The sequence below is a fragment of the Saccharopolyspora shandongensis genome, from assembly GCF_900106995.1.
Lineage (GTDB): Bacteria > Actinomycetota > Actinomycetes > Mycobacteriales > Pseudonocardiaceae > Saccharopolyspora > Saccharopolyspora shandongensis.
In genome coordinates, this window is record NZ_FNOK01000003.1 from 165,554 (window position 1) to 188,315 (window position 22,762).

The 22,762-nt window shown below is 71.5% G+C and carries 17 protein-coding genes; 8 read left to right on the plus strand and 9 right to left on the minus strand.

Going from position 1 to position 22,762, the window contains the following annotated elements:
- Positions 1-47 precede the first annotated feature (47 nt).
- Positions 48-818 (plus strand): transglycosylase SLT domain-containing protein, encoded by a 771-nt coding sequence (locus tag BLW84_RS49800; protein WP_281247356.1) that lies wholly within the window; start codon positions 48-50, stop codon positions 816-818.
- Between the two features lie 6 nt (positions 819-824).
- Here BLW84_RS49800 and BLW84_RS04105 read toward each other — a convergent pair whose 3' ends face one another.
- Positions 825-1,523, minus strand: a complete 699-nt coding sequence (locus BLW84_RS04105) for a FadR/GntR family transcriptional regulator (protein ID WP_093261431.1) — start codon at positions 1,521-1,523, stop codon at positions 825-827.
- 159 nt (positions 1,524-1,682) lie between these two features.
- On the opposite strand from BLW84_RS04105, the gene BLW84_RS04110 reads away from it, so the two are divergent.
- The 3 genes from BLW84_RS04110 (at position 1,683) to BLW84_RS04120 (ending at position 6,070) form a co-directional block, all read left to right on the plus strand.
- Positions 1,683-3,083 carry a GntT/GntP/DsdX family permease gene (locus tag BLW84_RS04110; RefSeq protein WP_093261432.1) on the plus strand — a complete coding sequence of 467 codons (1,401 nt, stop codon included), beginning with the start codon at positions 1,683-1,685 and terminating at the stop codon, positions 3,081-3,083.
- Positions 3,084-3,218: 135 nt separating this feature from the next.
- Complete coding sequence (locus tag BLW84_RS04115) at positions 3,219-5,507, plus strand: HelD family protein (RefSeq protein WP_093261434.1); 2,289 nt, start codon at positions 3,219-3,221, stop codon at positions 5,505-5,507.
- Positions 5,508-5,584: 77 nt separating this feature from the next.
- A complete protein-coding gene (locus BLW84_RS04120; RefSeq protein ID WP_093261437.1) occupies positions 5,585-6,070 on the plus strand; it encodes a cupin domain-containing protein in 486 nt (161 codons plus the stop codon).
- A gap of 172 nt (positions 6,071-6,242) precedes the next feature.
- On the opposite strand, the gene BLW84_RS04125 is transcribed toward BLW84_RS04120, so the two are convergent.
- Together BLW84_RS04125 and gltB are read right to left on the minus strand one after the other, a co-directional pair.
- On the minus strand, positions 6,243-7,745 hold the full coding sequence (locus BLW84_RS04125) for a glutamate synthase subunit beta (protein WP_093261439.1): 1,503 nt from the start codon (positions 7,743-7,745) through the stop codon (positions 6,243-6,245).
- Positions 7,738-12,288: a glutamate synthase large subunit gene (gltB, locus tag BLW84_RS04130; protein ID WP_093261441.1), complete on the minus strand. Its 4,551-nt coding sequence runs from the start codon at positions 12,286-12,288 to the stop codon at positions 7,738-7,740. The genes BLW84_RS04125 and gltB overlap by 8 nt, the downstream gene beginning before the upstream one ends.
- Positions 12,289-12,895: 607 nt before the next feature.
- Between gltB and BLW84_RS04135 the strand changes: the two genes are divergently transcribed.
- The 4 genes from BLW84_RS04135 (at position 12,896) to BLW84_RS04150 (ending at position 16,121) form a co-directional block, all read left to right on the plus strand.
- Complete coding sequence (locus BLW84_RS04135; RefSeq protein ID WP_093261442.1) at positions 12,896-13,837, plus strand: ABC transporter substrate-binding protein; 942 nt, start codon at positions 12,896-12,898, stop codon at positions 13,835-13,837.
- Positions 13,834-14,868 carry a FecCD family ABC transporter permease gene (locus tag BLW84_RS04140; RefSeq protein WP_093261444.1) on the plus strand — a complete coding sequence of 345 codons (1,035 nt, stop codon included), beginning with the start codon at positions 13,834-13,836 and terminating at the stop codon, positions 14,866-14,868. The genes BLW84_RS04135 and BLW84_RS04140 overlap by 4 nt, the downstream gene beginning before the upstream one ends.
- A complete protein-coding gene (locus BLW84_RS04145; RefSeq protein ID WP_093261446.1) occupies positions 14,865-15,638 on the plus strand; it encodes an ABC transporter ATP-binding protein in 774 nt (257 codons plus the stop codon). Before BLW84_RS04140 ends, BLW84_RS04145 begins: the two co-directional genes overlap by 4 nt.
- 138 nt (positions 15,639-15,776) lie before the next feature.
- Positions 15,777-16,121, plus strand: a complete 345-nt coding sequence (locus tag BLW84_RS04150; RefSeq protein ID WP_093261448.1) for a helix-turn-helix domain-containing protein — start codon at positions 15,777-15,779, stop codon at positions 16,119-16,121.
- 20 nt (positions 16,122-16,141) lie between these two features.
- Here the strand turns inward: BLW84_RS04150 and lgt are convergent, their stop codons facing one another.
- The 6 genes from lgt to BLW84_RS04180 form a co-directional block, all read right to left on the minus strand.
- Entirely contained in the window at positions 16,142-17,209 is a 1,068-nt protein-coding gene (gene lgt / locus BLW84_RS04155; RefSeq protein ID WP_093261451.1) for a prolipoprotein diacylglyceryl transferase, read from the minus strand.
- Between the two features lie 110 nt (positions 17,210-17,319).
- Positions 17,320-18,114: a tryptophan synthase subunit alpha gene (gene trpA / locus BLW84_RS04160; RefSeq protein WP_093261453.1), complete on the minus strand. Its 795-nt coding sequence runs from the start codon at positions 18,112-18,114 to the stop codon at positions 17,320-17,322.
- Positions 18,111-19,388, minus strand: a complete 1,278-nt coding sequence (trpB, locus tag BLW84_RS04165) for a tryptophan synthase subunit beta (protein ID WP_093261454.1) — start codon at positions 19,386-19,388, stop codon at positions 18,111-18,113. Before trpB ends, trpA begins: the two co-directional genes overlap by 4 nt.
- A 54-nt stretch (positions 19,389-19,442) precedes the next feature.
- Entirely contained in the window at positions 19,443-20,252 is an 810-nt protein-coding gene (gene trpC / locus BLW84_RS04170) for an indole-3-glycerol phosphate synthase TrpC (protein WP_093261456.1), read from the minus strand.
- A 276-nt stretch (positions 20,253-20,528) separates the two neighbouring features.
- Positions 20,529-21,149 (minus strand): Trp biosynthesis-associated membrane protein, encoded by a 621-nt coding sequence (locus tag BLW84_RS04175; RefSeq protein ID WP_093261458.1) that lies wholly within the window; start codon positions 21,147-21,149, stop codon positions 20,529-20,531.
- Positions 21,127-22,704 carry an anthranilate synthase component I gene (locus tag BLW84_RS04180; RefSeq protein ID WP_093261460.1) on the minus strand — a complete coding sequence of 526 codons (1,578 nt, stop codon included), beginning with the start codon at positions 22,702-22,704 and terminating at the stop codon, positions 21,127-21,129. Before BLW84_RS04180 ends, BLW84_RS04175 begins: the two co-directional genes overlap by 23 nt.
- Positions 22,705-22,762 lie beyond the last annotated feature (58 nt).

Consider the following 22,762-nt stretch of genomic DNA (forward strand, 5'->3'; position numbering starts at 1 on the left):
ACAAACCTCGGTGCGCGAACACTCTCCGTGCCGGATTCTCGGTTCTCGTGACCCCCGACGAACCGAACACCCCCGATCGAAGTCTCCGACAGGCCGGGTGGCACCGCTGGGAGAGGGCGGTACCGCAGACGGCGAGCTGGCTTCGCGCAGCGTTCCTCAGCGACTCCGCCGACCGGCAGCACCGCGTCCCCCCGAAGATGCGGTCGTTGCAGGTCGGTGCCGCAGTCGCCGCGTTCGGCGTGATCGGCGTCTTCGCCGGCACCGCCGGCGCGAAGACCGAAGCCCCCGCGGTCGAAGCCGCCGCGCACGTCGCCCCGCTGGCCGGACAGCTCCCCGCCCCGGCCGTCACCCCACCGGCTCCCGAAGCCGCCCCGGCCCCCGCCGCGCAGCCCGCCCCCGAGGCCGCGCCCGAGCCGGCCAAGCAGGAACAGCCCGCCGAGCAGGTGGCGGAGAAGCCCAAGGACCAGATCGGCGCCTGGATCGACGAGGCGATCGGCGTCCTGGACAAGAACGGCATCCCACGCGCCCAGGTCGACGCGGACGCGATCCGCACGATCATCATGCACGAGTCCAACGGCGACCCGAACGCCACCAACGGCTGGGACTCCAACGCGGCGGCCGGCACCCCGTCGATCGGTCTGATGCAGACCATCGAGCCGACCTTCCAGTCCTTCGCGCTCCCCGGCCACGGCGACATCTACAACCCGGTAGACAACATCATCGCGGCCACCCGCTACGCGATGACGACCTACGGCTCGGTGGCCGACGTCCCCGGCGTCGCCGGTCTCCGCTCCGGCGGCAACTACTCCGGCTACTGATAGCCGCTACTCGGCGGCCGTCAGCCCTGTCAAGGTTCCTTCCAGGGCTTCGGCGACCAGTTCGCGCATGGCCCACTCGGCCCGCGCCCGGTCACCGCTGCGGATGCACTCGGCGATTTCGCAGTGCAGCCGCACGGCGACCGGGCGCGGGTGTTCGGGCATCAGCCCGCGCCCGGCCCGCCACCGCAGCAGTTCCTCGACGACCTCGTGCAGCTGGGCGAACATCTCGTTGCCCGACGCCGTCAGCACCAGCCGGTGGAAGGCGACGTCCGCGTCCATGAACGTCTCCAGGTCGCCGGCTCGCGCCGTGGCGACCATCCGCTCGGCGAGGCCGACCAGGCGCGCGGCGTCCTCGTCGTCGCAGCGCTGCGCGGCGGCCGCCGCGGCCATCGGCTCCACCGCGGTGCGCAGTTCCGCCAGCGTCTTCAGCTGCGCCGTGCGGTCGGCGGCCAGCAGCCACCGGATGAGCAGCGGGTCGAAGGCGTTCCAGTCCGCGCGCGGCCGGACCACGATCCCGACCCGCTTGCGGCCGATGACCAACCGGATCGACGCGAGGCTGCGGACCACCTCGCGGGCGACGCTGCGTGAGATGCCGAAGCGCTGCTCCATCTCGTCGATGCGCAGCACGCTGCCCGGCCGGTGGACGCCCGCTGCGATCTCGTGACCGAGCTCGTCCAGCACCTTGTCGTGCAGCCCTCCGGCCATCCGGCACGCCCCTTTCGCCCTTGAAATCGCCTTCAAACATAGGCGCTCCGGGCCGGGTGATCCGCCTAACAGACATACTTAATCGGTCCACATGCCAATAAAGTCATACTTATTGCTTAGGCTGTGCCGCGCACCAGCTGCTCAACGAGGAGCCCTTCCATGCCAATCAGCCCTTCCGGCGCCCTCTCCGTCCTAGCCCAGGCATCCGGCACGTGGACCGCCCAAGACACCCGACTGCTGGCCGCCGCCATCGCGGGCATCGCGGTGATCGTCGTGCTGATCAGCTGGGCCAAGCTGCATCCGTTCCTGTCGCTTGCCCTCGGCGCCGCCACCCTCGGCGTCGTCGCCGGGATGCCCTTCGACGACCTGGTGGAGACCTTCACCAAGGGACTCGGCAAGACCGTCGGCGATGTCGGCCTGCTCGTCGCGCTCGGCGCGATGCTCGGCAAGCTGCTCACCGACACCGGCGGCGCCGAGCAGGTCGTCGAGACGGTGCTGCGCCGCACCACCCGGCGGACGCTGCCGTGGGCGATGGTGTTCATCGCCGCGCTGCTGGGCCTGCCGATGTTCTTCGAGGTCGGCGTCGTGCTGCTGGTCCCGGTCGTGGTCATGGTCGCCAGCCGGTCGAACCAGCCGATGCTGCGCATCGGCATCCCCGCGCTGGCCGGGCTGTCGATCCTGCACGGCCTGGTGCCGCCGCACCCCGGCCCGCTGGCCGCCGTCGACGCGCTGCACGTGGACATGGGGCTGACGCTCGCGCTGGGCGTCGTCGTCGCGATCCCGACCGCCATCGTCGCCGGTCCGCTCTTCGGCTCCTACATCTCGAAGCGCGTCGAGCTGCCCCCGGCGACGCACCTGCTGGGCAAGTCCCAGCTCGACGCCTCGCCCGAGAAGCGGCCCGGGTTCTTCGCGTCGGTGTCGATGCTGCTGCTGCCCGTCGTGCTGATGCTCGGCAAGTCCGTCGCCGACCTGCTGCTGCCCGAGGACACCATCGCCTACCAGGTGCTGGACACCGTCGGCACGCCGATCGTGGCGATGCTGCTGACCGTGCTGATCGCGATCGTGGTGCTCGGCACCGGCGCCCGGTTCACCCGCAACCGGCTGTCCGACGTGATCGGCAGCTCGCTGCCGGCGATCGCCGGGATCATCCTGATCGTCGGCGCCGGCGGCGGCTTCAAGCAGACCCTGGTCGACTCCGGCGTGAACAACATGATCACCGACTTCGCCAGCGGGGCGCACCTCTCGCCGCTGGTGCTGGGCTGGCTGATCGCCGTCGGCATCCGGGTGGCGACCGGCTCGGCGACGGTGGCCACCATCTCGGCGGCGGGCATGGTCGCGCCGCTGGTGATGGGCCTCCCGCCGGCGCAGGGCGCGCTGGTCGCGCTGGCCATCGGCTCCGGGTCGCTGTTCCTGTCGCACGTCAACGACGCCGGGTTCTGGCTGGTCAAGGAGTACTTCGGGATGACCGTCGGGCAGACCCTGAAGACCTGGTCGGCGATGGAGACGCTGCTGTCGGTGACGTCCTTCGCCGTGATCCTCGGCCTGTCCGCGGTGCTGTGACCCCGCGGTCGTGAGCGCGCGGGCCCCGCTTTCGCGCTCACGACCGCGCACGCCGGGCGAGGTATATTGGCGGGTCGGGCCTGCGCGTCGCACGCGGGCTTCTACCCCCGACCCTCCCCAGCACGAGGTGGCGAATTGTCCAAGGCCCGAGCAGATCGGGATGCCGTCCGCACGCAGGAGATCGCAGCCGAGCAGCAGTACCTCTCGATGCTGTACGCGAAGCTCGACGCGCTGCGGCAGGAAACCACGCAGCGCCTGAAGAACACGCTGCGGGACAGCGGCGGGCCGCCGCAGGCGCGCACCGAGCGCGACATCTCCACCAGGATGTACACCGACAAGCTCACCCAGCTGAGCGCGGTGGAGCACGGGATGTGCTTCGGGCGGCTGGACCTCGACGGCGGCGAGACGTTCCACGTCGGCCGTCTCGGGCTGTTCGACGAGGACAACGAGTACGAGCCGCTGCTGCTGGACTGGCGGGCCCCGGCGGCCCGGCCGTTCTACCTGGCCACCGCCGCCGCGCGGGACGGCGTGCGCCGCCGGCGGCACCTGCGCACCAGCTGGCGGAAGGTGCTCGACTACGAGGACGAGGTGCTCGACCTCGACACCGCCGAGCAGGGCAGCGACCTGGGCCTGGCCGGCGAGGCCACGCTGCTGGCCCGGCTCGACGCCCGCCGCACCGGGCAGATGCAGGACATCGTCGCCACCATCCAGGGCGAGCAGGACCGGATCATCCGCGCCGGGATGAACGGCGTGCTGGTGGTGCAGGGCGGTCCCGGCACCGGCAAGACCGCCGTCGCGCTGCACCGCGCCGCCTTCCTGCTGTACACCTTCCGCGAGCAGCTGTCCAAGCGCGGCGTGCTGGTGGTCGGCCCGAACCAGACGTTCCTCCGCTACATCGGGCAGGTCCTGCCGTCGCTGGGCGAAACCGGCGTGCTGCTGTCCACTGTGGGCGGTCTCTACCCGGGGATCACGGCCACCGGCGAGGAATCCGCGCGGGCGGCGGAGATCAAGGGTCGCGCGAGCATGGTCGAGGTGCTCGCCACCGCGGCCCGCGACCGGCAGCAGGTGCCCGCCGACTACACCGAGATCACCTTCGACCGCGAGGCACTGCGCATCGACCGGCGCACCGCGACCCAGGCGCGCACCCGCGCGCGCCGCTCCCGCAAGCCGCACAACCTGGCCCGGCGGATCTTCCGCAACGAGATGTTCTCCGCGCTGACCCTGCAGGTCGCCGACCGGCTCGGCCGCGACCTGCTGGACCGCCGCGACCTCGACGACATCAACCGCGAACTGCGCGCCGACGCGGTGGTGGGCAAGGCGCTGGACGAGCTGTGGCCGGAGATCACCCCGCAGGAACTCCTGGACGACCTGCTGTGCTCGCCGGAACTGCTGGCCTCCGCCACCCGCAAGCACCTCGACGACGCCGAACGCGACGAGCTGCTGCGCCTGCCGGGCACGCCGTGGACGCCCGGCGACGTGCCACTGCTGGACGAACTCGCGGAGCTGCTCGGCGAGGACGACGCCCAGGCCCGGGCCGAGCGCGAACGCCAGGAGCGCGAAGAACTCGCCTACGCGCAAGGCGTTCTGCACATCATGGAGCAGGACGAGGAGCTCGCCGACGAGGAGCGCCTGCGCGTCTCCGACGTGCTCGACGCCGAGCTGCTGGCCGAGCGGTTCCGCAGCAGCAGCGACCTGACCGCCGCCGAACGCGCGGCCGACGACCGCACGTGGACCTTCGGCCACGTCATCGTCGACGAGGCGCAGGAGCTGTCGCCGATGGCGTGGCGGGTGCTGATGCGGCGCTGCCCGAGCCGGTCGATGACGCTGGTCGGCGACGTCGCCCAGACCGGCGCCCTGGCCGGGGCCGACTCCTGGCACGAGGTGCTGCACCCGTACGTCCAGGACCGCTGGAAGCTGGTCGAGCTGACCGTCAACTACCGCACCCCGGCCGAGATCATGGCCATCGCCGCCGACGTGCTGTCCGAAATGGACACCGACCTGGTGGCGCCGCGCTCGGTGCGCACCAGCGGGCACCGGCCGTGGACCCGCCGGATCCCGGCCGCCGACCTCGGCGCCGAGCTCCCGGCGGTGATCACCGACGAGCTGCGCGAGATCGGCGAAGGCCGGCTCGCGGTGCTGCTGCCGCCGGAGCTGCTGGCCGGGATCGGGCCGCGGCTGGCGGAATCCCTGCCGGAGGCGGTGATCGGCACCCGACCCGACGACCTGGAAGCACCGGCGGTCCTGCTGACGGTCGACCAGGCGAAGGGCCTGGAGTTCGACTCGGTCCTGGTGGTCGACCCGGCGGCGATCGTGGCGGAGTCCGAGCGCGGCCTCAACGACCTCTACGTGGCGCTGACCCGGGCGACGCAACGCCTCGGCGTGGTCCACCCGGACGAGCTCCCGACGGTCCTGCGCGGCATGTGAAACCGTGGTGACGGGTCCGCGCAAGGCACGCCACCAAGATCATCGAGGACGTCAGCAACCTGGGCCACAATGCCCCCATGACCGATCATCAGGCTCCCGCCCGTCCACTGCTGCGCCGTCCCCAGGACGGTGAACTCATCGACGTCGCCGGTGTCGCGCACTTCTTCCGCCTCACCGGCGAGCACACGGGCGGGCACTTCGCCTTCGAGGAGTTCAGCCTGGCTCCCGGCATCATTGGTGCCAGGCCGCACGTGCACGACGGACACGACGAGTACTTCTACGTCCTTGAGGGCGATTTGACGCTCCACACCGGAGACGGCGAGGTGACGGCCGGCTCCGGACATCTGCTCGCCGCCACTCGCGGCACCCCGCACGGCTTCCGCAACGCGGGCCTGGTCCCCGCACGCGCCCTGTGCCTCTACACCCCCGCCGGCTACGAGAACTACTTCCGCGACGTCCACGCCGCCGTGAGCGCCGGGGCCGAGGCGACCGACGAACTGCTGGCCGAATTCCGCAGCCGTTACCGGACCCGCTCCCACCAGGTTCCCCCGAACACGCCTTAGCTGTGCAGTAGCTGGTGTTGATCGACGGAGTGGCTCGGCTGCTCGAACACTGCTCTCGGTCGGTCCCTGGATCGACTTCCGGATCATGCCGCCAGACTTTCCGACGACATGACGAAGCGCCCACCCGGCCGGATTGATACCGGATGGGCGCTTCCCTTTCGGCCCTGGAAGATCACACCGCCAGCGGGAGCGCCGTGGGGTGCACCGGCGACGGGAGCTGGGAGGCTCCGGTGAGGTGGGCGTCGACCGCGCTGGCCACCGAGCGGCCCTCCGCGATCGCCCACACCACCAGGGACGCGCCGCGGTGCGCGTCGCCGCAGACGAACACGCCCGGCGCCGTGGTCTCCCAGTTCGAGCCGCAGCCGATGGTGCCGCGCTTGGTCAGCGAGATGCCCAGGCCGTCCAGCAGCGGCATGTGCTCGACGCCGTCGAAGCCGATGGCCAGCAGCGCCAGGTCGCAGGGGATCTCCTGGACCTCGTCGGACACCGGCACGACCTGCCGGCGGCCGTTCTCGTCGCGCTGCACCTTCACCTCGCGCAGCCGTACTGCCCGCACGTTGCCCTCGTCGTCGCCGACGAACGCCTCGATCGCCACCGCGAACTTCCGCTCGCCGGCCTCCTCGTGCGCCGGGTAGGTGCGCAGGATGTACGGCCAGGTCGGCCACGGCGACCGGTCGTCGTCGCGGGTCGTCGGCGGCTGCGGGTAGTTGTCCAGCTGCGTCACCGAAAGCGCGCCCTGCCGGGTCGCGGTGCCGTAGCAGTCCGCGCCGGTGTCGCCGCCGCCGAGGATGATGACGTGCTTGCCCTGCGCCGAGATCGGCGTCGGGCCGTCGCCCTCGCACTCCTTGTTCGCCGGCACCAGGTGCTCCATGGCCAGGTGCACGCCCTTGAGGTCCCGCCCCGGGATCGTGGTGTCGTCACGACCGCGCAGCGCACCCACCGCGAGCACCACGGCGTCGTAACCGGCGCGCAGCTCCTCGACGGTCAGGTCGACGCCGACCTCGCAGCCGGTGATGAACCGGGTGCCCTCGGCGCGCATCTGCGCCAACCGCCGGTCCAGGACGGACTTCTCCATCTTGAACTCGGGGATGCCGTAGCGCAGCAGGCCGCCGATGCGGTCGTCGCGCTCGTACACGGTCACCTCGTGCCCCGCGCGGGTCAGCTGCTGCGCGGCCGCCAGCCCGCCCGGCCCGGAGCCGACCACGGCCACCCGCTTGCCGGAGTGCACCTCCGTCAGCCGGGCGGTGACGTAGTCGTTCGCCCAGCCGACCTCGGCGATGGTCTCCTCGACCCGCTTGATGGCCACCGCACCGCCGGCCTCCGGCGAGATCGCCAGCACGCAGCCCGCCTCGCACGGCGCGGGGCACAGCTTGCCGGTGAACTCCGGGAAGTTGTTGGTGGCGTGCAGCCGCTCGGCGGCGTCCTGCCACTGGCCGCGGCGCACCATGTTGTTCCACTCCGGGATCAGGTTGCCCAGCGGGCAACCGGCCGAACCCGAGTGGCAGAACGGGATGCCGCAGTCCATGCACCGCGCCGCCTGCGTGGAGGTCTCCGCCTTCCGGTCCTCTGTGGACAGCGCGGCGTAGACCTCCTGCCAGTCGCCCAGCCGCTCGTCGACGGGGCGCTTGGGGGCGTCGGCCCGCGCGTGCTTCAGAAATCCCCTCGGGTCAGCCACGGGAAGCCTCCATGATCGCCTCGTCCACATCCCGGCCCTCGATCTTGGCCATCCGCATGGCATCCAGGACGCGCTGGTAGTCGCGCGGCATCACCTTGGTGAACGCCGCCGAACGCCGCGGCCAGTCGCCGAGCAGCGAGGCCGCCACCGCCGAACCCGTCAGTTCGTGGTGCCGCTGCACGATCTCGTGCAGCCAATTCAGTTCCTTGGCGCTGGGCCGCTGCAGGTCCACCATCGCGGTGTTCACCCGGACCGGGTCCAGGTCGAGCACGTAGGCGATGCCGCCGGACATCCCGGCGCCGACGTTGCGGCCGGTGCCGCCGAGCACCACCGCGCGACCGCCGGTCATGTACTCGAAGGCGTGGTCACCGGCGCCCTCCGCGATCGCGATCGCACCGGAGTTGCGCACGCAGAACCGCTCGCCGACCTTGCCGCGCAAGAAGATCTCGCCGCTGGTCGCGCCGTAGCCGATCACGTTGCCCGCGATCACCTGGTCCTCGGCGGCGAACGCCGAATCCGGGTGCGGGCGCACGACGATCCGCCCGCCGGAGAGGCCCTTGCCGACGTAGTCGTTGGCGTCGCCGACCATCTCCAGCGTGATGCCCGGCGGCAGGAACGCGCCGAGCGACTGCCCGGCCGACCCCTCCAGCTCCACGTGGATGGTGTCCGCGGGCAGGCCCTCGCCGCCGTAGCGGCGGCTGACCTCGGCGCCCAGCAGCGTGCCGACCGTGCGGTTGACGTTGCGCACCGGCAGCTCCAGCCGCACCGGTCGCGCGTCCTCCAGCGCCGCCTCGGCGAGCTGGATGAGCGTGCGGTCCAGCGCGTGGTCCAGGCCGTGGTCCTGCTCGCGGACCCGGCGCCGCACCGGCGAGTACGGCGTCTCGGGCTCGGCGAACACCGGGGTCAGGTCCAGGCCGCGCGCCTTCCAGTGCGCCATCGCCTCGTCCTTGCCCAGCGCCGAGACCTGGCCGATGGCCTCGTCCAGGGTGCGGAACCCGAGCTCCGCCAGGTACTCGCGGACCTCGTGGGCGATGAACTCGAAGAAGTTCACCACGTGGTCGACCTGGCCGGTGTAGCGCTTGCGCAGCACCGGGTTCTGGGTGGCGACCCCGACCGGGCAGGTGTCGAGGTGGCACACGCGCATCATCACGCAGCCCTCGACCACCAGCGGCGCGGTGGCGAAGCCGTACTCCTCGGCGCCCAGCAGCGCGGCCACGATCACGTCGCGGCCGGTCTTGAAGCCGCCGTCGACCTGCACCGTGATCCGGTCCCGCAGGCCGTTGAGCAGCAGCGTCTGCTGCGTCTCGGCCAGCCCGACCTCCCACGGCGTGCCGGCGTGCTTCAGCGACGTCAGCGGCGCGGCGCCGGTCCCGCCGTCGTGGCCGGAGATCAGCACCACGTCGGCGTGCGCCTTGGACACGCCCGCGGCGACCGTGCCGACGCCGATCTCGGACACCAGCTTGACGTGGACCCGGGCGTGCTCGTTGGCGTTCTTCAGATCGTGGATCAGCTGCGCCAGGTCCTCGATCGAGTAGATGTCGTGGTGCGGCGGCGGCGAGATCAGCCCGACGCCGGGCGTGGAGTGCCGGGTCTTGGCGATCCACGGGTACACCTTGTGGCCGGGCAGCTGCCCGCCCTCGCCGGGCTTCGCGCCCTGCGCCATCTTGATCTGGATGTCGGTGGCGTTGACCAGGTATTCGCTGGTGACGCCGAACCGGCCGCTGGCGACCTGCTTGACCGCGGAACGGCGCTCCGGGTCGTAGAGCCGGTCGACGTCCTCGCCGCCCTCGCCGGAGTTGGACTTGCCGCCGATCCGGTTCATCGCGATCGCCAGCGTCTCGTGCGCCTCCGCGGAGATCGCGCCGTAGCTCATGGCGCCGGTGGAGAACCGCTTCATGATCTCCGAGATCGGCTCGACCTCGTCGATGTCGATCGGCGCGCGGCCGCTGTTCAGCTCGAACAGCCCGCGCAGCGTGCCACCCTCGGCCGACAGCCGGTCGCATTCCGCCGTGTACTTGCGGAACACGTCGTACTCGCGGGTCTTGGTGGAGTGCTGCAGCAGGAACACCGTCTCCGGCGTGAACAGGTGCAGCTCGCCCTCGCGGCGGTAGGAGTAGTCGCCGCCGACCTCCAGCTTGCGGTGCGCCCGCTCGGTCGAGTTGTCCGGGTAGGCCCGGCGGTGCCGCTGCGCGACCTCCTCGGCCAGCACGTCCAGCCCGACACCGCCGAGCTTGGAGGTGGTGCCCTCGAAGTACTCGCCGACGACCTGCCCGGACAGGCCGACCGCCTCGAAGACCTGCGCCGCGGTGTAGGCGCCGACGGTGGAGATGCCCATCTTCGACATCACCTTCAGCACGCCCTTGACCAGCGCCTGAACGTAGTTGCGGATCGCCACCTTCGCCCGCGTGCCGGTGATCCGACCGGTGGCGATCATGTCCTCGATGGTCTCGAACGCCAGGTACGGGTTGACCGCCGCGGCGCCGTAGCCGAGCAGCGTGGCGACGTGGTGCACCTCGCGGGCGTCGCCGCTCTCCACCACCAGTGCGACGCGCAGCCGCTCCTTGGTCCGCACCAGGTGCTGGTGGACCGCCGAGACCAGCAGCAGCGACGGGATCGGCGCCATCCGGTGGTCGGAGTCGCGGTCGGAGAGCACCAGCACGCGCGCCCCGGCGGCGATCGCCTCGGACGCCTCCTCCCGGACCCGCTCGATGGCGTCGGCCAGCGCCTCACCGCCACCGTCCACTTCGTACAGACCGGAGAGCACGGCGGAGGCGAAGCCGGGCAGGTCGCCGTCGTCGTTGATGTGGATGAGCTTGGCCAGCTCGTCGTTGTCGATCACGGGGTTGGGCAGCACGATGTGCCGGCAGGACGCGGCCGACGGGGACAGCAGGTTCTGCTCCGGCCCCATCACGCGTGCCACCGAGGTGACGATCTCCTCCCGGATCGCGTCCAGCGGCGGGTTCGTGACCTGCGCGAACTGCTGCACGAAGTAGTCGTAGAGCATCCGGGAGCGCTGCGACAGCGGCGCCGGCGGGGTGTCGGAGCCCATCGACCCCAGCGGCTCGCCGGCGCCGGTGGCCATCGGCGCGAGCAGCAGGCTGAGCTCCTCCTCGGTGTAGCCGAAGGACAGCTGGCGGCGCACCACCGACTCGTGGGTGTGCACCACGTGCTCGCGGTTCGGCAGCTCGTCGAGGTTGAGCAGCCCGGAGTGCAGCCAATCGCCGTAGGCGTGCTCCCCGGCGAGGGCGGACTTGATCTCCTCGTCGTCGACGATGCGGCCCTGCTCGGTGTCGATCAGGAACATCCGGCCCGGCTGCAGGCGGCCCTTGGCGACCACCTCTTCGGGCTTGAGGCTGAGCACGCCGGTCTCGCTGGCGAGCACCACCCTGTCGTCGACGGTCCGCCACCAGCGGGCCGGGCGCAGCCCGTTGCGGTCCAGCACCGCGCCGACCAGCGTGCCGTCGGTGAAGGTGACGCACGCCGGGCCGTCCCACGGCTCCATCAGGCTGGCGTGGAACTGGTAGAACGCCTTGCGCTCGGGGTCCATCTCGGCGTGGTTCTCCCACGCCTCCGGCACCATCATCAGCACCGCGTGCGGCAGGCTGCGGCCGCCCAGGTGCAGCAGCTCCAGCACCTCGTCGAAGGAGGCGGAGTCCGAGCCGTCGCCGGCGCAGATCGGGTACAGCCGGGAGAGGTCGCCGGGGATCAGGTCGGACTCCAGCAGCGCCTCGCGGGCCCGCATCCGGTTGCGGTTGCCGCGGATCGTGTTGATCTCGCCGTTGTGCGCGACGTAGCGGAAGGGGTGCGCCAGCGGCCACGACGGGAAGGTGTTCGTGGAGAACCGGCTGTGCACCAGCGCGATCGCGCTGACCAGCCGCTCGTCGCCCAGGTCCGGGAAGAAGGCGGGCAGCTGCTCGGTGGTCAGCATGCCCTTGTAGACCATGGTGCGGCTGGACAGCGACGGGAAGTACAGCTCCAGCCCGTCCTGCTCGGCCACCCGCTCGGCGCGCTTGCGCAGGCCGAACGCCAGCCGGTCCAGTTCGACGCCCGCCTCGCCGTGATGCCCGGCGACCAGCAGGATCGCGAAATGCGGCATGCACTTCTGGGCGGTGGTGCCCACGCCTGCCCGCTCCGGGGTGATCGGCACGTCGCGCCAGCCCAGGACGCGCATGTTCTCCTCGGCGGCGACCCGCGCCACCAGCTCCACCGCCCGCGCGCGCTGCGCGGGGTCGGTGGGCAGGAACGCCATGCCCGCCGCGTAGCGGTGCCGGCCCGCCTCGTCCGGCTCCGGCAGCTCGACGCCGGTCTCGGCGCGCAGCAGCTCGTCCGGCAGCTGGAGGAGGATGCCCGCACCGTCACCGCTGGTCGGCTCGGCACCGGCGGCGCCGCGGTGATCCAGGTTGGCGAGCGCGGTCAGTGCATCGGCGACGATGCCGTGGGAGCGACGGCCGCGGATGTCGGCGACCATGGCGACACCGCAGGAATCCTGTTCCGCAGCCGGGTCGTACAACCCCTGGGCTGCTGGGACGGCGGAGAAGACCACTGCGCAGACCTCCCTCGTCATTTCTCGTGCTGGAAGCCCCCGGTCAATTACTGACCTGACTTCATGACTTCTGGGCACGGGACGACGCTGGCCCGCAGATGGCTCCAGGTGGCACGACAGAAGTTTTCGGGCTTTCGAAAGCCCGCTCGTGACCGGAGCGTTCAGAGAACTTTAACAGCCGCGATACCCGGAAGCAGCACTCTGGGCGTGATGCTAACCATCTTGTAGTAACACACTCGGTTGGGTTACCGCGCTCGCGACCGAACGCCTCCGAACACGGTCCGTCGTCAAATTTAACCGCTGGGTCGCGTCCCGGGTAGCCCCCGTGCCGCAGGACACTCCCGGACGGCGCGGACGGCCGATCTTCTCCTGATATCTTTCCTGCTCAGAGCGCCCGCGACGCGGGTGCTCGCGGGACGCCAGCGCCAAGCGAAACCGGTGTGAATCCGGTGCTGTGCCGCAACTGCGATGGCCCGCCCCGGGCGGGCACGAGCCAGGTCGCCTTGTGCGTGGCGTCGATGTCCGCCACTCCCGGTGCAGGGGTGCGGCTCGCTCCCGGAAGCCCGGGACCGCGCCCGCCACGCACCGGCCGAACCGTTGGGAAGACATGATCGGGTTCCGCCGACTCGCCGCCCTGCTGCTCGCGATGCTCGCCCTGCTAGTCGGGGTCACCGCGTGCGCCACCCGTCCCCACTCCGAGGCTCCCGCGCCGGCCGACGACCCGGCCTCGGCCTTCCCGGTCAAGGTCGAGCTGCCCGGTCAGCCGCCCGTGACGGTCGCGCAGCAGCCGAAGCGGATCATCTCGCTGTCCCCCACCGCCACCGAGACGCTGTACGCGATCGGCGCCGGCGACCAGGTCGTCGCGGTGGACCAGTTCTCCGACTTCCCGGCGGAGGCGCCGCGCACCGACCTCACCGGCTTCACCGCGGACGCCGCCGCCGTCGGCGCGCACACCCCCGACCTGGTCATCGCGCCGGACAGCGCCGCGAAGCTGGCGGACGGCCTGAAGGTGGTCAACGTGCCGACGCTGCTCACGCCGTCGCCGGCCACGCTGAACGACGCCTACAAGCAGATCGAGGTGCTCGGGCAGGCCACCGGGCACACGAAGCAGGCCGCCGAGCTGGTCGACCGGATGCGCTCGGAGATCGACGAGATCGTCCGCACCACCCCGCGCCCGGCGCAGCCGCTGAGCTACTTCCACGAGGTCAGCCCGGACTACTACACCGCGACCTCGCAGAGCTTCGTCGGCAACGTCTACAGCCTGTTCGGACTGCACAACATCGCGGACCCGGCGGGCGGGAGCTTCCCGCAGCTGTCCGAGGAGCACATCGTGCAGGCCAACCCGAACGTGATCTTCCTGTCCGACGTCAAGTGCTGCCAGGTCAACGCGGCGGCGGTCGCGGCCCGGCCGGGCTGGAACACCCTGGACGCCGTGCAGCACGGCCGCGTCGTCGAACTCGACGACGACATCGCGAGCCGGTGGGGCCCGCGGGTGGTCGAGCTGGTGCGGGCGATCGCCGGCGGCGTCGCCAAGGCCCAGAACGGGTGACGAAGGCGCTCGGCGGGGCACTGAAGCAGACCAAGCTGCGCCCGCACCACCTGCTCGTCGGGGTGGCGGTGCTGCTGGCGAGCGTCCTGCTGTCGGTACTGCTCGGGGCCGCCGAGCTCGGCTGGCAGCGGGTGCTCGCCGAGATCGTCGCGCAGCTGACCGGCGGCGCCTCGCCGCTGTCCGAGCGGGAGGCGGCGATCCTCTGGCAGCTGCGGGTGCCCCGGGTCGTGCTCGGTGTGCTGGTCGGGGCGGCGCTGGCGGTGTCCGGCGCCGCCTTCCAGGGCGTGTTCCGCAACCCGCTCGCCGACCCGTACCTGCTGGGTGCGGCGGCCGGGGCCGGCCTGGCCGCCACCCTGGTGATCACCGCGGCCCCGGCGGGAGGGCCGTCGGTCCCGGTGCAGCTCGCGGCGTTCGTCGGCGCGCTCGGCGGGGTGGGCCTGACCTGGCTGGTCGGCCGCTCGGCCGGCCGGGACACGGCGACGCTGGTGCTGGCTGGGGTCGCCGTCGGCGCGTTCCTCACGGCCGGGCAGACGTTCGTGCAGCAGCTCCGCGTGGAGTCGTTGCAGCAGGTCTACATGTGGATCCTGGGGCGGCTGACCACCACCGGTTGGCGGGAAGTGCTGATCGTGCTGCCGTACCTGGCGGTCGCGGCGGTCGTGCTCTGCACCTGCGCCCGCCTGCTCGACCTGCTGGGCACCGGCGATGAGGAAGCCGCGGCGCTCGGCGTGCACCCGGGGCGGGTGCGGCTGCTGGTGCTCACCGCGGCCTCGCTGGCCACTGCCGCGGCGGTGTCGGTGGCCGGGCTGATCGGTTTCGTCGGCCTCGTGGTGCCGCACCTGGTGCGGCTGGCGATCGGCGGCAGCTTCCGGATCATCGTGCCGCTCTCCCTGCTGTTCGGCGGGGTCTTCCTGGTGCTCGCCGACATGCTCGCCCGCACCCTGCTGGCGCCCGCCGAGATCCCGATCGGCGTGATCACCGCGTTCACCGGCGCGCCGTTCTTCGCGGTCCTGCTGCACCGGAGGCGCGCATGAGCACGCTCGAAGTGCACGGCCTGTCGGCCGGATATCGGCGCAGCACGGTGATTTCCGATGTTTCGACCACTGTGGACACCGGCGGCTGGCTGGGCATCATCGGGCCGAACGGGTCGGGCAAGTCGACACTGCTGAAGGCCGTCGCGGGCCTGGTGCGGCACGACGGCCACGTGCTGGTCGACGGCCGCCCGCTGGCGTCGCTGCGCCGCCGCGAACGGGCCCGGGCACTCGGCTACGCGCCGCAGATCCCGCAGCTGCCGATCGGCCTCACGGTTACCGACTACGTGCTGCTCGGCCGCACCCCGCACCTCGGCGTGCTGGGCCGGGAGGGCCCCACCGACCTGGACGTGGTCCGCGCCCTGCTGGAGCGACTGGACCTGACGCGACTCGCGGACCGGGCCCTTTCGACGCTGTCCGGCGGCGAACGCCAACGTGCGGTGCTGGCCCGCGCCCTCGCCCAGCGAGCGGGCGTGCTGCTGCTCGACGAGCCGACCACCGGCCTGGACGTCGGACACGCCCAAGCCCTGCTCGACCTGGTCGACGAACTGCGCCGGGAACTGGGCACCACGGTGGTCATGACGCTGCACGACCTGACCCTCGCCGCGCAGTACGCCGAGCGCCTGCTCCTCCTCGACGAAGGCCGCGTCGCGGCCGAAGGAACCCCGGCGGAGGTCCTGACCCCGGCGATCCTGGCGGAGCGCTACACGGCCCGCGTCACGGTCCTGCACACCCCGGACGGCGCCCCGGTCATCGCCCCCGTCCGCGCCTGACCCGCCGTTCCTCTCCCGCCTCCCACGTCACTCGAACTGATCATGTTCGGGATATAGCATCGACGCGTTATCGCGTGCGCGCTATGTTCGGAGCATGTCCCGCGAAACCGGAGGTGCGGCACGACCGGAGGCCATGAGATGACCTGGAAGAAGCTCGATCAGATCCGGCGCGAGAACCCGATCACCGACCAGGAGGAGTACGACGAGTCGTACGCGGAAGCCTCGCTGGCGTTCGAGCTGGCGCGGCTGGTGTACGGGCTGCGCACGGACGCGGGGCTGACCCAGACCGAGCTCGCGAAGCGGATGGGCACCACGCAGTCCTCGGTCGCGCGCTGGGAGAGCGGCGGCAGCCTGCCGACCATCGACCTGCTCGACCGGCTCGGGCAGGCCGTCGGTGTCCGGCTGGAGCTGGTGGCATCGCAGCACGACCCCACCGGCTCCAAGGACTCGCCGAGCGGCGCGGTCGCCTTCGGCGCCCGCTGAGCGCCTCCGGCGCCGTCCGGTCAGTCCTTCGCGTCCTTGCCGTTGCCGTCGGCGCTGCGCGCCTCCGCGCGTTCGTCTCCCGAGTCGTCCGAGCCCTTCGGCTCGTCCTTGCCCTCGTCCTCGTCCGCATCGTCGGCCGTCGCCTTCGGCTCCTCGGCGGGCCGCTCCGGCGTCGCGGCGGTGTCGTCGTCGCCGGGCATCGGCTTGCCGCGCAGCAGCTCGGGGTCCTCGCGCTTGCCGCGCACGTACAGCAGGTACAGGACCGCGCCGGCGAAGACGATCAGGGAGGTGAAGACGTTAATGCGGATGCCGAGGATGTGCGTGGCGTCGTCGGTGCGCATCATCTCGATCCACACCCGGCCGGCCGTGTAGCCGGCGACGTAGAGCGCGAACACCCGGCCGTGGCCCATCCGGAACTTGCGGTCCGCCCAGATGATCAGGAGGAAGACACCGAGATTCCACAGCAGCTCGTACAGGAACGTCGGGTGCACGACCGTGACCGGCGTGCTGTCCATCGCCACGCCCGTGATGGGGTCGGCGAGCCCGGTCGCCGGGTCGATGCGCCGGTAGATCTCCAGGCCCCAGGGCAGGTCCGTCGGCGCGCCGTAGAGCTCCTGGTTGAACCAGTTGCCGAGGCGGCCGATGGCCTGCGCGAGGATGATGCCGGGCGCGACCGCGTCGGCGAACGCGGCCAGCGGCACGCCCCGGCGGCGGCAGCCGATCCAGGCGCCGACCGCACCGAGCGCCACGGCGCCCCAGATGCCCAGGCCGCCTTCCCACACCTTGAGGGCGTCCAGCGGGTTGCGGTCCGGCCCGAAGTACTTGTACCAGTCGGTGGCGACGTGGTAGAGCCGACCGCCGACCAGCCCGAACGGCACCGCGAACACCGCGATGTCGATGACCGTGCCCTCGCGTCCGCCGCGCGCCACCCAGCGGCGGCTGCCGATCCAGACCGCCGCGATGATGCCGGCGATGATGCACAACGCGTAGGCGCGCAGCGGGATCGGGCCGATGAACCAAACCCCTTGCGGCGGGCTGGGGATGGTGGCCAGGAACGGACTCGCCAAGGCGGCAACCGGGGCACTCACGCCGCTTACCGTATCGGTCGCTCCACGAATGGTGAGCACCACCCGGCCCCTGGCGGAGCGAACGGCCCGTTCGCCTCGTTAGAAGGCGCGAACAGGCCGTTCGCAACGGATCAGCGCGACCGGACGCCCCGGGCGAGTTCCGCGGTGAGCTCGCGGACGCCGGCGGGGCCGTCCTGCTCGGCGCGGGTGACGAAGGCGGAGCCGACGATGACGCCGTCGGCGAAGCCGGCCACCTCGGCGGCCTGCTCGCCGTTGCGCACGCCCAGGCCGACGCCGATCGGCAGGTCGGTGTGCGCGCGGGTGCGCTGCACGAGCCCGGCCGCGGCCGAGCCGACGCTCTCGCGCGCCCCGGTCACGCCCATCACCGAGGTGGCGTAGACGAAGCCGCTGGTGGCCTTGGCGGTCAGCGCCAGCCGCTCCTCCGTCGACGACGGGGCGACCAGGAAGATCCGGTCCAGGCCGTGCGCGTCGGTCGCGGCGATCCAGTCCTCGCCCTCGTCCGGGATCAGGTCCGGGGTGATCGCGCCGAGCCCGCCGGCCGCCTTGAGGTCGCGGGCGAACGCGTCCGGGCCGTAGTGGTGCACCGGGTTCCAGTAGGTCATCACCACGGCGTGGCCGCCGGCGTCGGCGATCGAGGACACCACGTCGAAGACGTCGCGCAGCCGGAACCCGGCGCGCAGCGCCTTGTCGCTGGCGGCCTGGATGGTGGGGCCGTCCATCACCGGGTCGGAGAACGGGATGCCGACCTCGACGATGTCGCAGCCGGTCGAACCATCGGTGCCGGTCAGCATCGCGCTGAACAGCTCCTTGGACTCCTCGACGGTCGGGTACCCGGCGGGCAGGTAGCCGATCAGGGCGGCCCGCTGCTCTTCCCGGCAGTTCTGGAAGACCTCGCGCAGGTTCACCGCGACTCCTCGTTGTCGTCGTTGTTCTCGTCGACGAGCCCGAAGTACTTCGCCGCGGTGTCCATGTCCTTGTCGCCCCGGCCGGAGAGGTTGACCAGGATGATCGCCTCCGGGCCGAGCTCCTGGCCGAGCTTGATCGCGCCGGCCAGCGCGTGCGCCGACTCGATGGCCGGGATGATGCCCTCGGTGCGGGACAGCAGCCGGAAGGCGTGCATGGCCTCGTCGTCGGTGACCGAGCGGTACTCGGCGCGCCCGATGTCCTTCAGGTACGAGTGCTCGGGCCCCACGCCCGGGTAGTCGAGCCCGGCGGAGATCGAGTAGGCCTCGATGACCTGGCCGTCGTCGTCCTGCAGCAGGTACGAGCGGGCCCCGTGCAGCGTGCCGGGCGTGCCCTCGCAGAGGGTGGCGCCGTGCTCGCCGGAGGCGATGCCGTGCCCGCCGGGTTCGAAGCCGACCAGCCGCACGTCCGGGTCGTCGATGAAGCCGTGGAAGATGCCGATGGCATTGGAGCCGCCGCCGACGCAGGCCGCGACGACGTCGGGCAGCCGGCCGGTCAGCTCGAGCACCTGCCGGCGGGCCTCGTCGCCGATGACCTTGTGGAAGTTGCGCACCATCATCGGGAACGGGTGCGACCCGGCCGCGGTGCCCAGCAGGTAGTGGGTGTGGTCGACGTTGGCGACCCAGTCGCGCAGCGCCTCGTTGATGGCGTCCTTGAGGGTCGCCGAGCCGCTGCTGACCGGGATGACCTCGGCGCCGAGCAGCCGCATCCGGGCGACGTTGAGGGCCTGCCGCTCGGTGTCCACCTTGCCCATGTAGATGACGCATTCGAGGCCCAGCAGCGCACAGGCGGTCGCGGTGGCGACGCCGTGCTGCCCGGCCCCGGTCTCGGCGATGACCCGGCGCTTGCCCATCCGCTTGACCAGCAACGCCTGCCCCAGCACGTTGTTGATCTTGTGCGAGCCGGTGTGGTTGAGGTCCTCCCGCTTGAGCAGGATCCGAGCGCCGCCGGCGTGCTCGGCGAACCGCTTCGCCTCGGTCAGCAGCGACGGGCGCCCGGCGTAGTTGCGCAGCAGGTCGTCGAGCTCGGCGAGGTACTGCGGGTCGCTCTGCGCCTTGGCGTACTCGGCGGCGAGCTCGTCCTGGGCGGCGATCAGCGCCTCCGGCATGAACCGGCCGCCGTAGACCCCGAAATGCCCGCGCTCGTCCGGGTCGTGCCCCTCCGGCACGGGCTTGCCCGGTCGGTGGGCGCGCGCGGTCTCTGCGCCTACGGTCATTGCCTTACCTCCTGTGCCTTGCGCCGAACCCTGGAACTCGCGGAACCGGTCCGGCTACCGGCTCGGCCGCGGGCACGCTGGGTGCGACCCTGCAGTCACCAGCTGGGTGACCGCCGTCTTGGGATTGTCGCTCGTCACCAGGCCCTCACCGACCAGCACGGCGTCCGCGCCGGATCCCGCGTAGGCCATCAGGTCGCTCGGACCGCGGACCCCCGACTCGGCGATCTTGAGAACCTCCTGCGGCAACCCCGGCGCGATCCGCCCGAACACGTCGCGGTCCACCTCGAGCGTATGCAGGTTGCGCGCGTTGATGCCAATTACTTTCGCACCGGCCTCCAGCGCGCGGTCGGCCTCTTCGGCGGTGTGCACCTCGATCAGCGCCGTCATGCCCAGCGATTCGACCCGGTCCAGCAGCGCTTCCAGCGCGTTCTGCTCCAGGGCCGCGACGATGAGCAGCACCATGTCCGCGCCGTGCGCACGGGCCTCGTGAACCTGGTACGGGCTGATGATGAAGTCCTTGCGCAGCAGGGGCGTGTTGACCCTGGCGCGGACCGCGTCGAAGTCGGCCAGCGAGCCGCCGAACCGGCGCTGCTCGGTGAGCACGCTGATGACCCGCGCCCCGGCGGCGGCGTAGTCGGCGGCGAGATCGGCCGGCTCGCCGATCTCGGCCAGCTCGCCCTTGGACGGGCTGCGCCGCTTGACCTCCGCGATCACGCCCACGCCCGGCGCCCGCAGCGCGGCGAGCACGTCGCGCGGGGGTGCCGCCGCGGCGGACAGCTGTTTGATCTCGTCGAAGGGAATCGCGGATTCGCGAACCGCCAGATCTTCGCGAACGCCTTCGATGATTGATTCCAGAACGGTCACGCGAACACCTCGCCGGCCGTGTCCCGCACACTCGCCTTCAGGTTGGTCCGCAAGTAACCAGATGCGCAGATGAACTCATTGCGCTCGATCACGACACTCCCCTTCCCGCCGTGCCGTCGCATGGCCGATGCTAAACCTCACCGGCCACCGGTCCCACCAAGGGGTAGCCCAACGTCCCTGCGCAACAAGGACCTTCGGCCCTGGCGACGCGCCCGGTCACCGGCTCGGGGCCGCGCCGAACTGGGTTTTCCACCCTTCGGTGAATTTGAAATATTTTCAGCGATCCTGCTCGTCCGTTGGATCGCGCCCGGCGTCCAAGTCGTTCCACATCTGCCGGTCCGGATCGTGGGATTTCTGCTTCGCGGCACCCGGAGCCGAATATTTCGCGCCCATCGCGGGCATCCGGCCGGCCCGGAACGCCACCAGCGCACCGGCGACGAACAGCAGCAGAGCACCTGCGGCCATCAACAGCAACCCGTACGGCCGACTGGCCATCTCGCCGATCGGCGTGCTGCCCGGCGGCACGTCACCGGCCGACCCGGTCGCGAACCAGCCGGAGCCGAACTGCTGGAACACCCGCCAGCCCAGCACGGCCCCCGCGACCGCGATGAGGGCGCCGACCACGCGCCGCAGCCACCCGCCGGTGGCCAGCACCGCGGCGACGGCGGCCAGCGCCGCCAGCGCCATCGGCACCAGCTCCGGGCGGATGTCCCCGCCGGTGATCCCGGCGGAGACCTCGGTGCCGAAGGGCGTGCGGAACCGCTGCTCCACCCAGACGAGCGCGCTCGCGCCCCAGAGCAGGCCGGCGGCGACCAGCGCCAGCAGCACCACCGACCACAGCAGGCCCTTCGACCGCGCGGGCCGGGGGCTCGGCTCAGATCCCGGCTCGGTGGTCAACCCGCTCCCCCATCGCCCGTTCGGTCGCGGGCCGCGACAGCGTCTCGGCCGTCGCCACCGCGTTGAGCACCGCGCGCGCCTTGTTCAGGCATTCCTGGTCCTCGGCGACCGGGTCGGAGTCGGCCACGATGCCGCCGCCGGCCTGCACGTAAGCGGTGCCGTCGCGCACCAGTGCGGTGCGGATCGCGATCGCCGTGTCCGCGTCGCCGGCGAAGTCCAGGTAGCCCACCACGCCGCCGTACTGGGCGCGCCGGGTCGGCTCCAGCTCCTCGATCAGCTCCAGCGCGCGCGGCTTCGGCGCGCCGGAGAGCGTGCCCGCCGGGAAGCAGGCGGCGACCGCGTCGAACGCCGTCCGGCCTTCGGCGAGCTGACCGGTCACCGTGGACACGATGTGCATGACGTGGCTGTAGCGCTCGATGCGGAAGAAGTCGACGACGTGCACCGAACCCGGCTTGCAGACCCGCCCCAGGTCGTTGCGGCCGAGGTCGACGAGCATCAGGTGCTCGGCGCGCTCCTTGTCGTCGTTGATGAGCTCCTTCTCCAGCAGCGCGTCCTCGTCCTCGTCGGCGCCGCGCCAGCGGGTCCCGGCGATCGGGTGCGTGGTCGCCTGCCCGTCGCGCACCGTGACCAGCGATTCGGGGCTGGAGCCGACGATGTCGAACGGCGTGCCGCCGTCGGGGGCGTCCAGCCGCAGCAGGTACATGTACGGGCTCGGGTTGGTGGTGCGCAGGACCCGGTAGATGTCCAGGGCGTCCGCGCTGGTCTCGATCTCGAACCGCTGCGACACCACGACCTGGAACGCCTCGCCGGCCCGGATCGCCTCCTTGGCCTTCTCGATCGCCGCGTAGTGCTCGTCGGGCTGGCGGCGCCGGATGAACTGCGGGGCGGGCCGGGAGAACGTGGCGACCGTCGGCGCGGTCGGGGTGCACAGCGCCTCGGTCATCTCGTCCAGGCGGCGCACCGCGTCGTCGTAGGCCGCGTCGACGCGCTCCGGGCTGTCGTCCCAGTTCACCGCGTTGGCGATGAGCGTGATGGTGCCCTCGTGGTGGTCCAGCGCGGCGAGGTCGGTGGCCAGCAGCATCACCATCTCGGGGATCTGCAGGTCGTCCTCGGTCAGGTTCGGCAGCCGCTCCAGCCTGCGGACCGCGTCGTAGCCGAGGTAGCCGACCATGCCGCCGGTCAGCGGCGGCAGCCCGGGGAGCGGGTCGGTCTGCAGCAGCCGGACCGTCTCGCGCAGCGCCTGCAGCGGGTCGCCGCTGTCGGGCAGACCCACCGGCGGCTTGCCCGTCCAGTGCGCTTGGCCGTCGCGGACGGTCAGCGCGGCGGCGCTGCGGGCGCCCACGAAGGACCATCGCGACCAGGAGCGACCGTTCTCGGCGGACTCGAAGAGGAACGTTCCGGGGCGGTCCCCGGCGAGCTTGCGGTACACCCCGAGCGGGGTTTCGTCGTCCGCGAGCAACCGCCGCACCACCGGGATCACCCGGCGGTCCGCCGCCAGGCCGCGGAACTCTTCGCGTCCTGGGCTGATAGTGCCGATATCACCGTCGCCGACCATGTCGTCATTGTGCCGTCCACCCGATCCCGGCCGCGCGGGACCTCCGCACCGCTTTGCC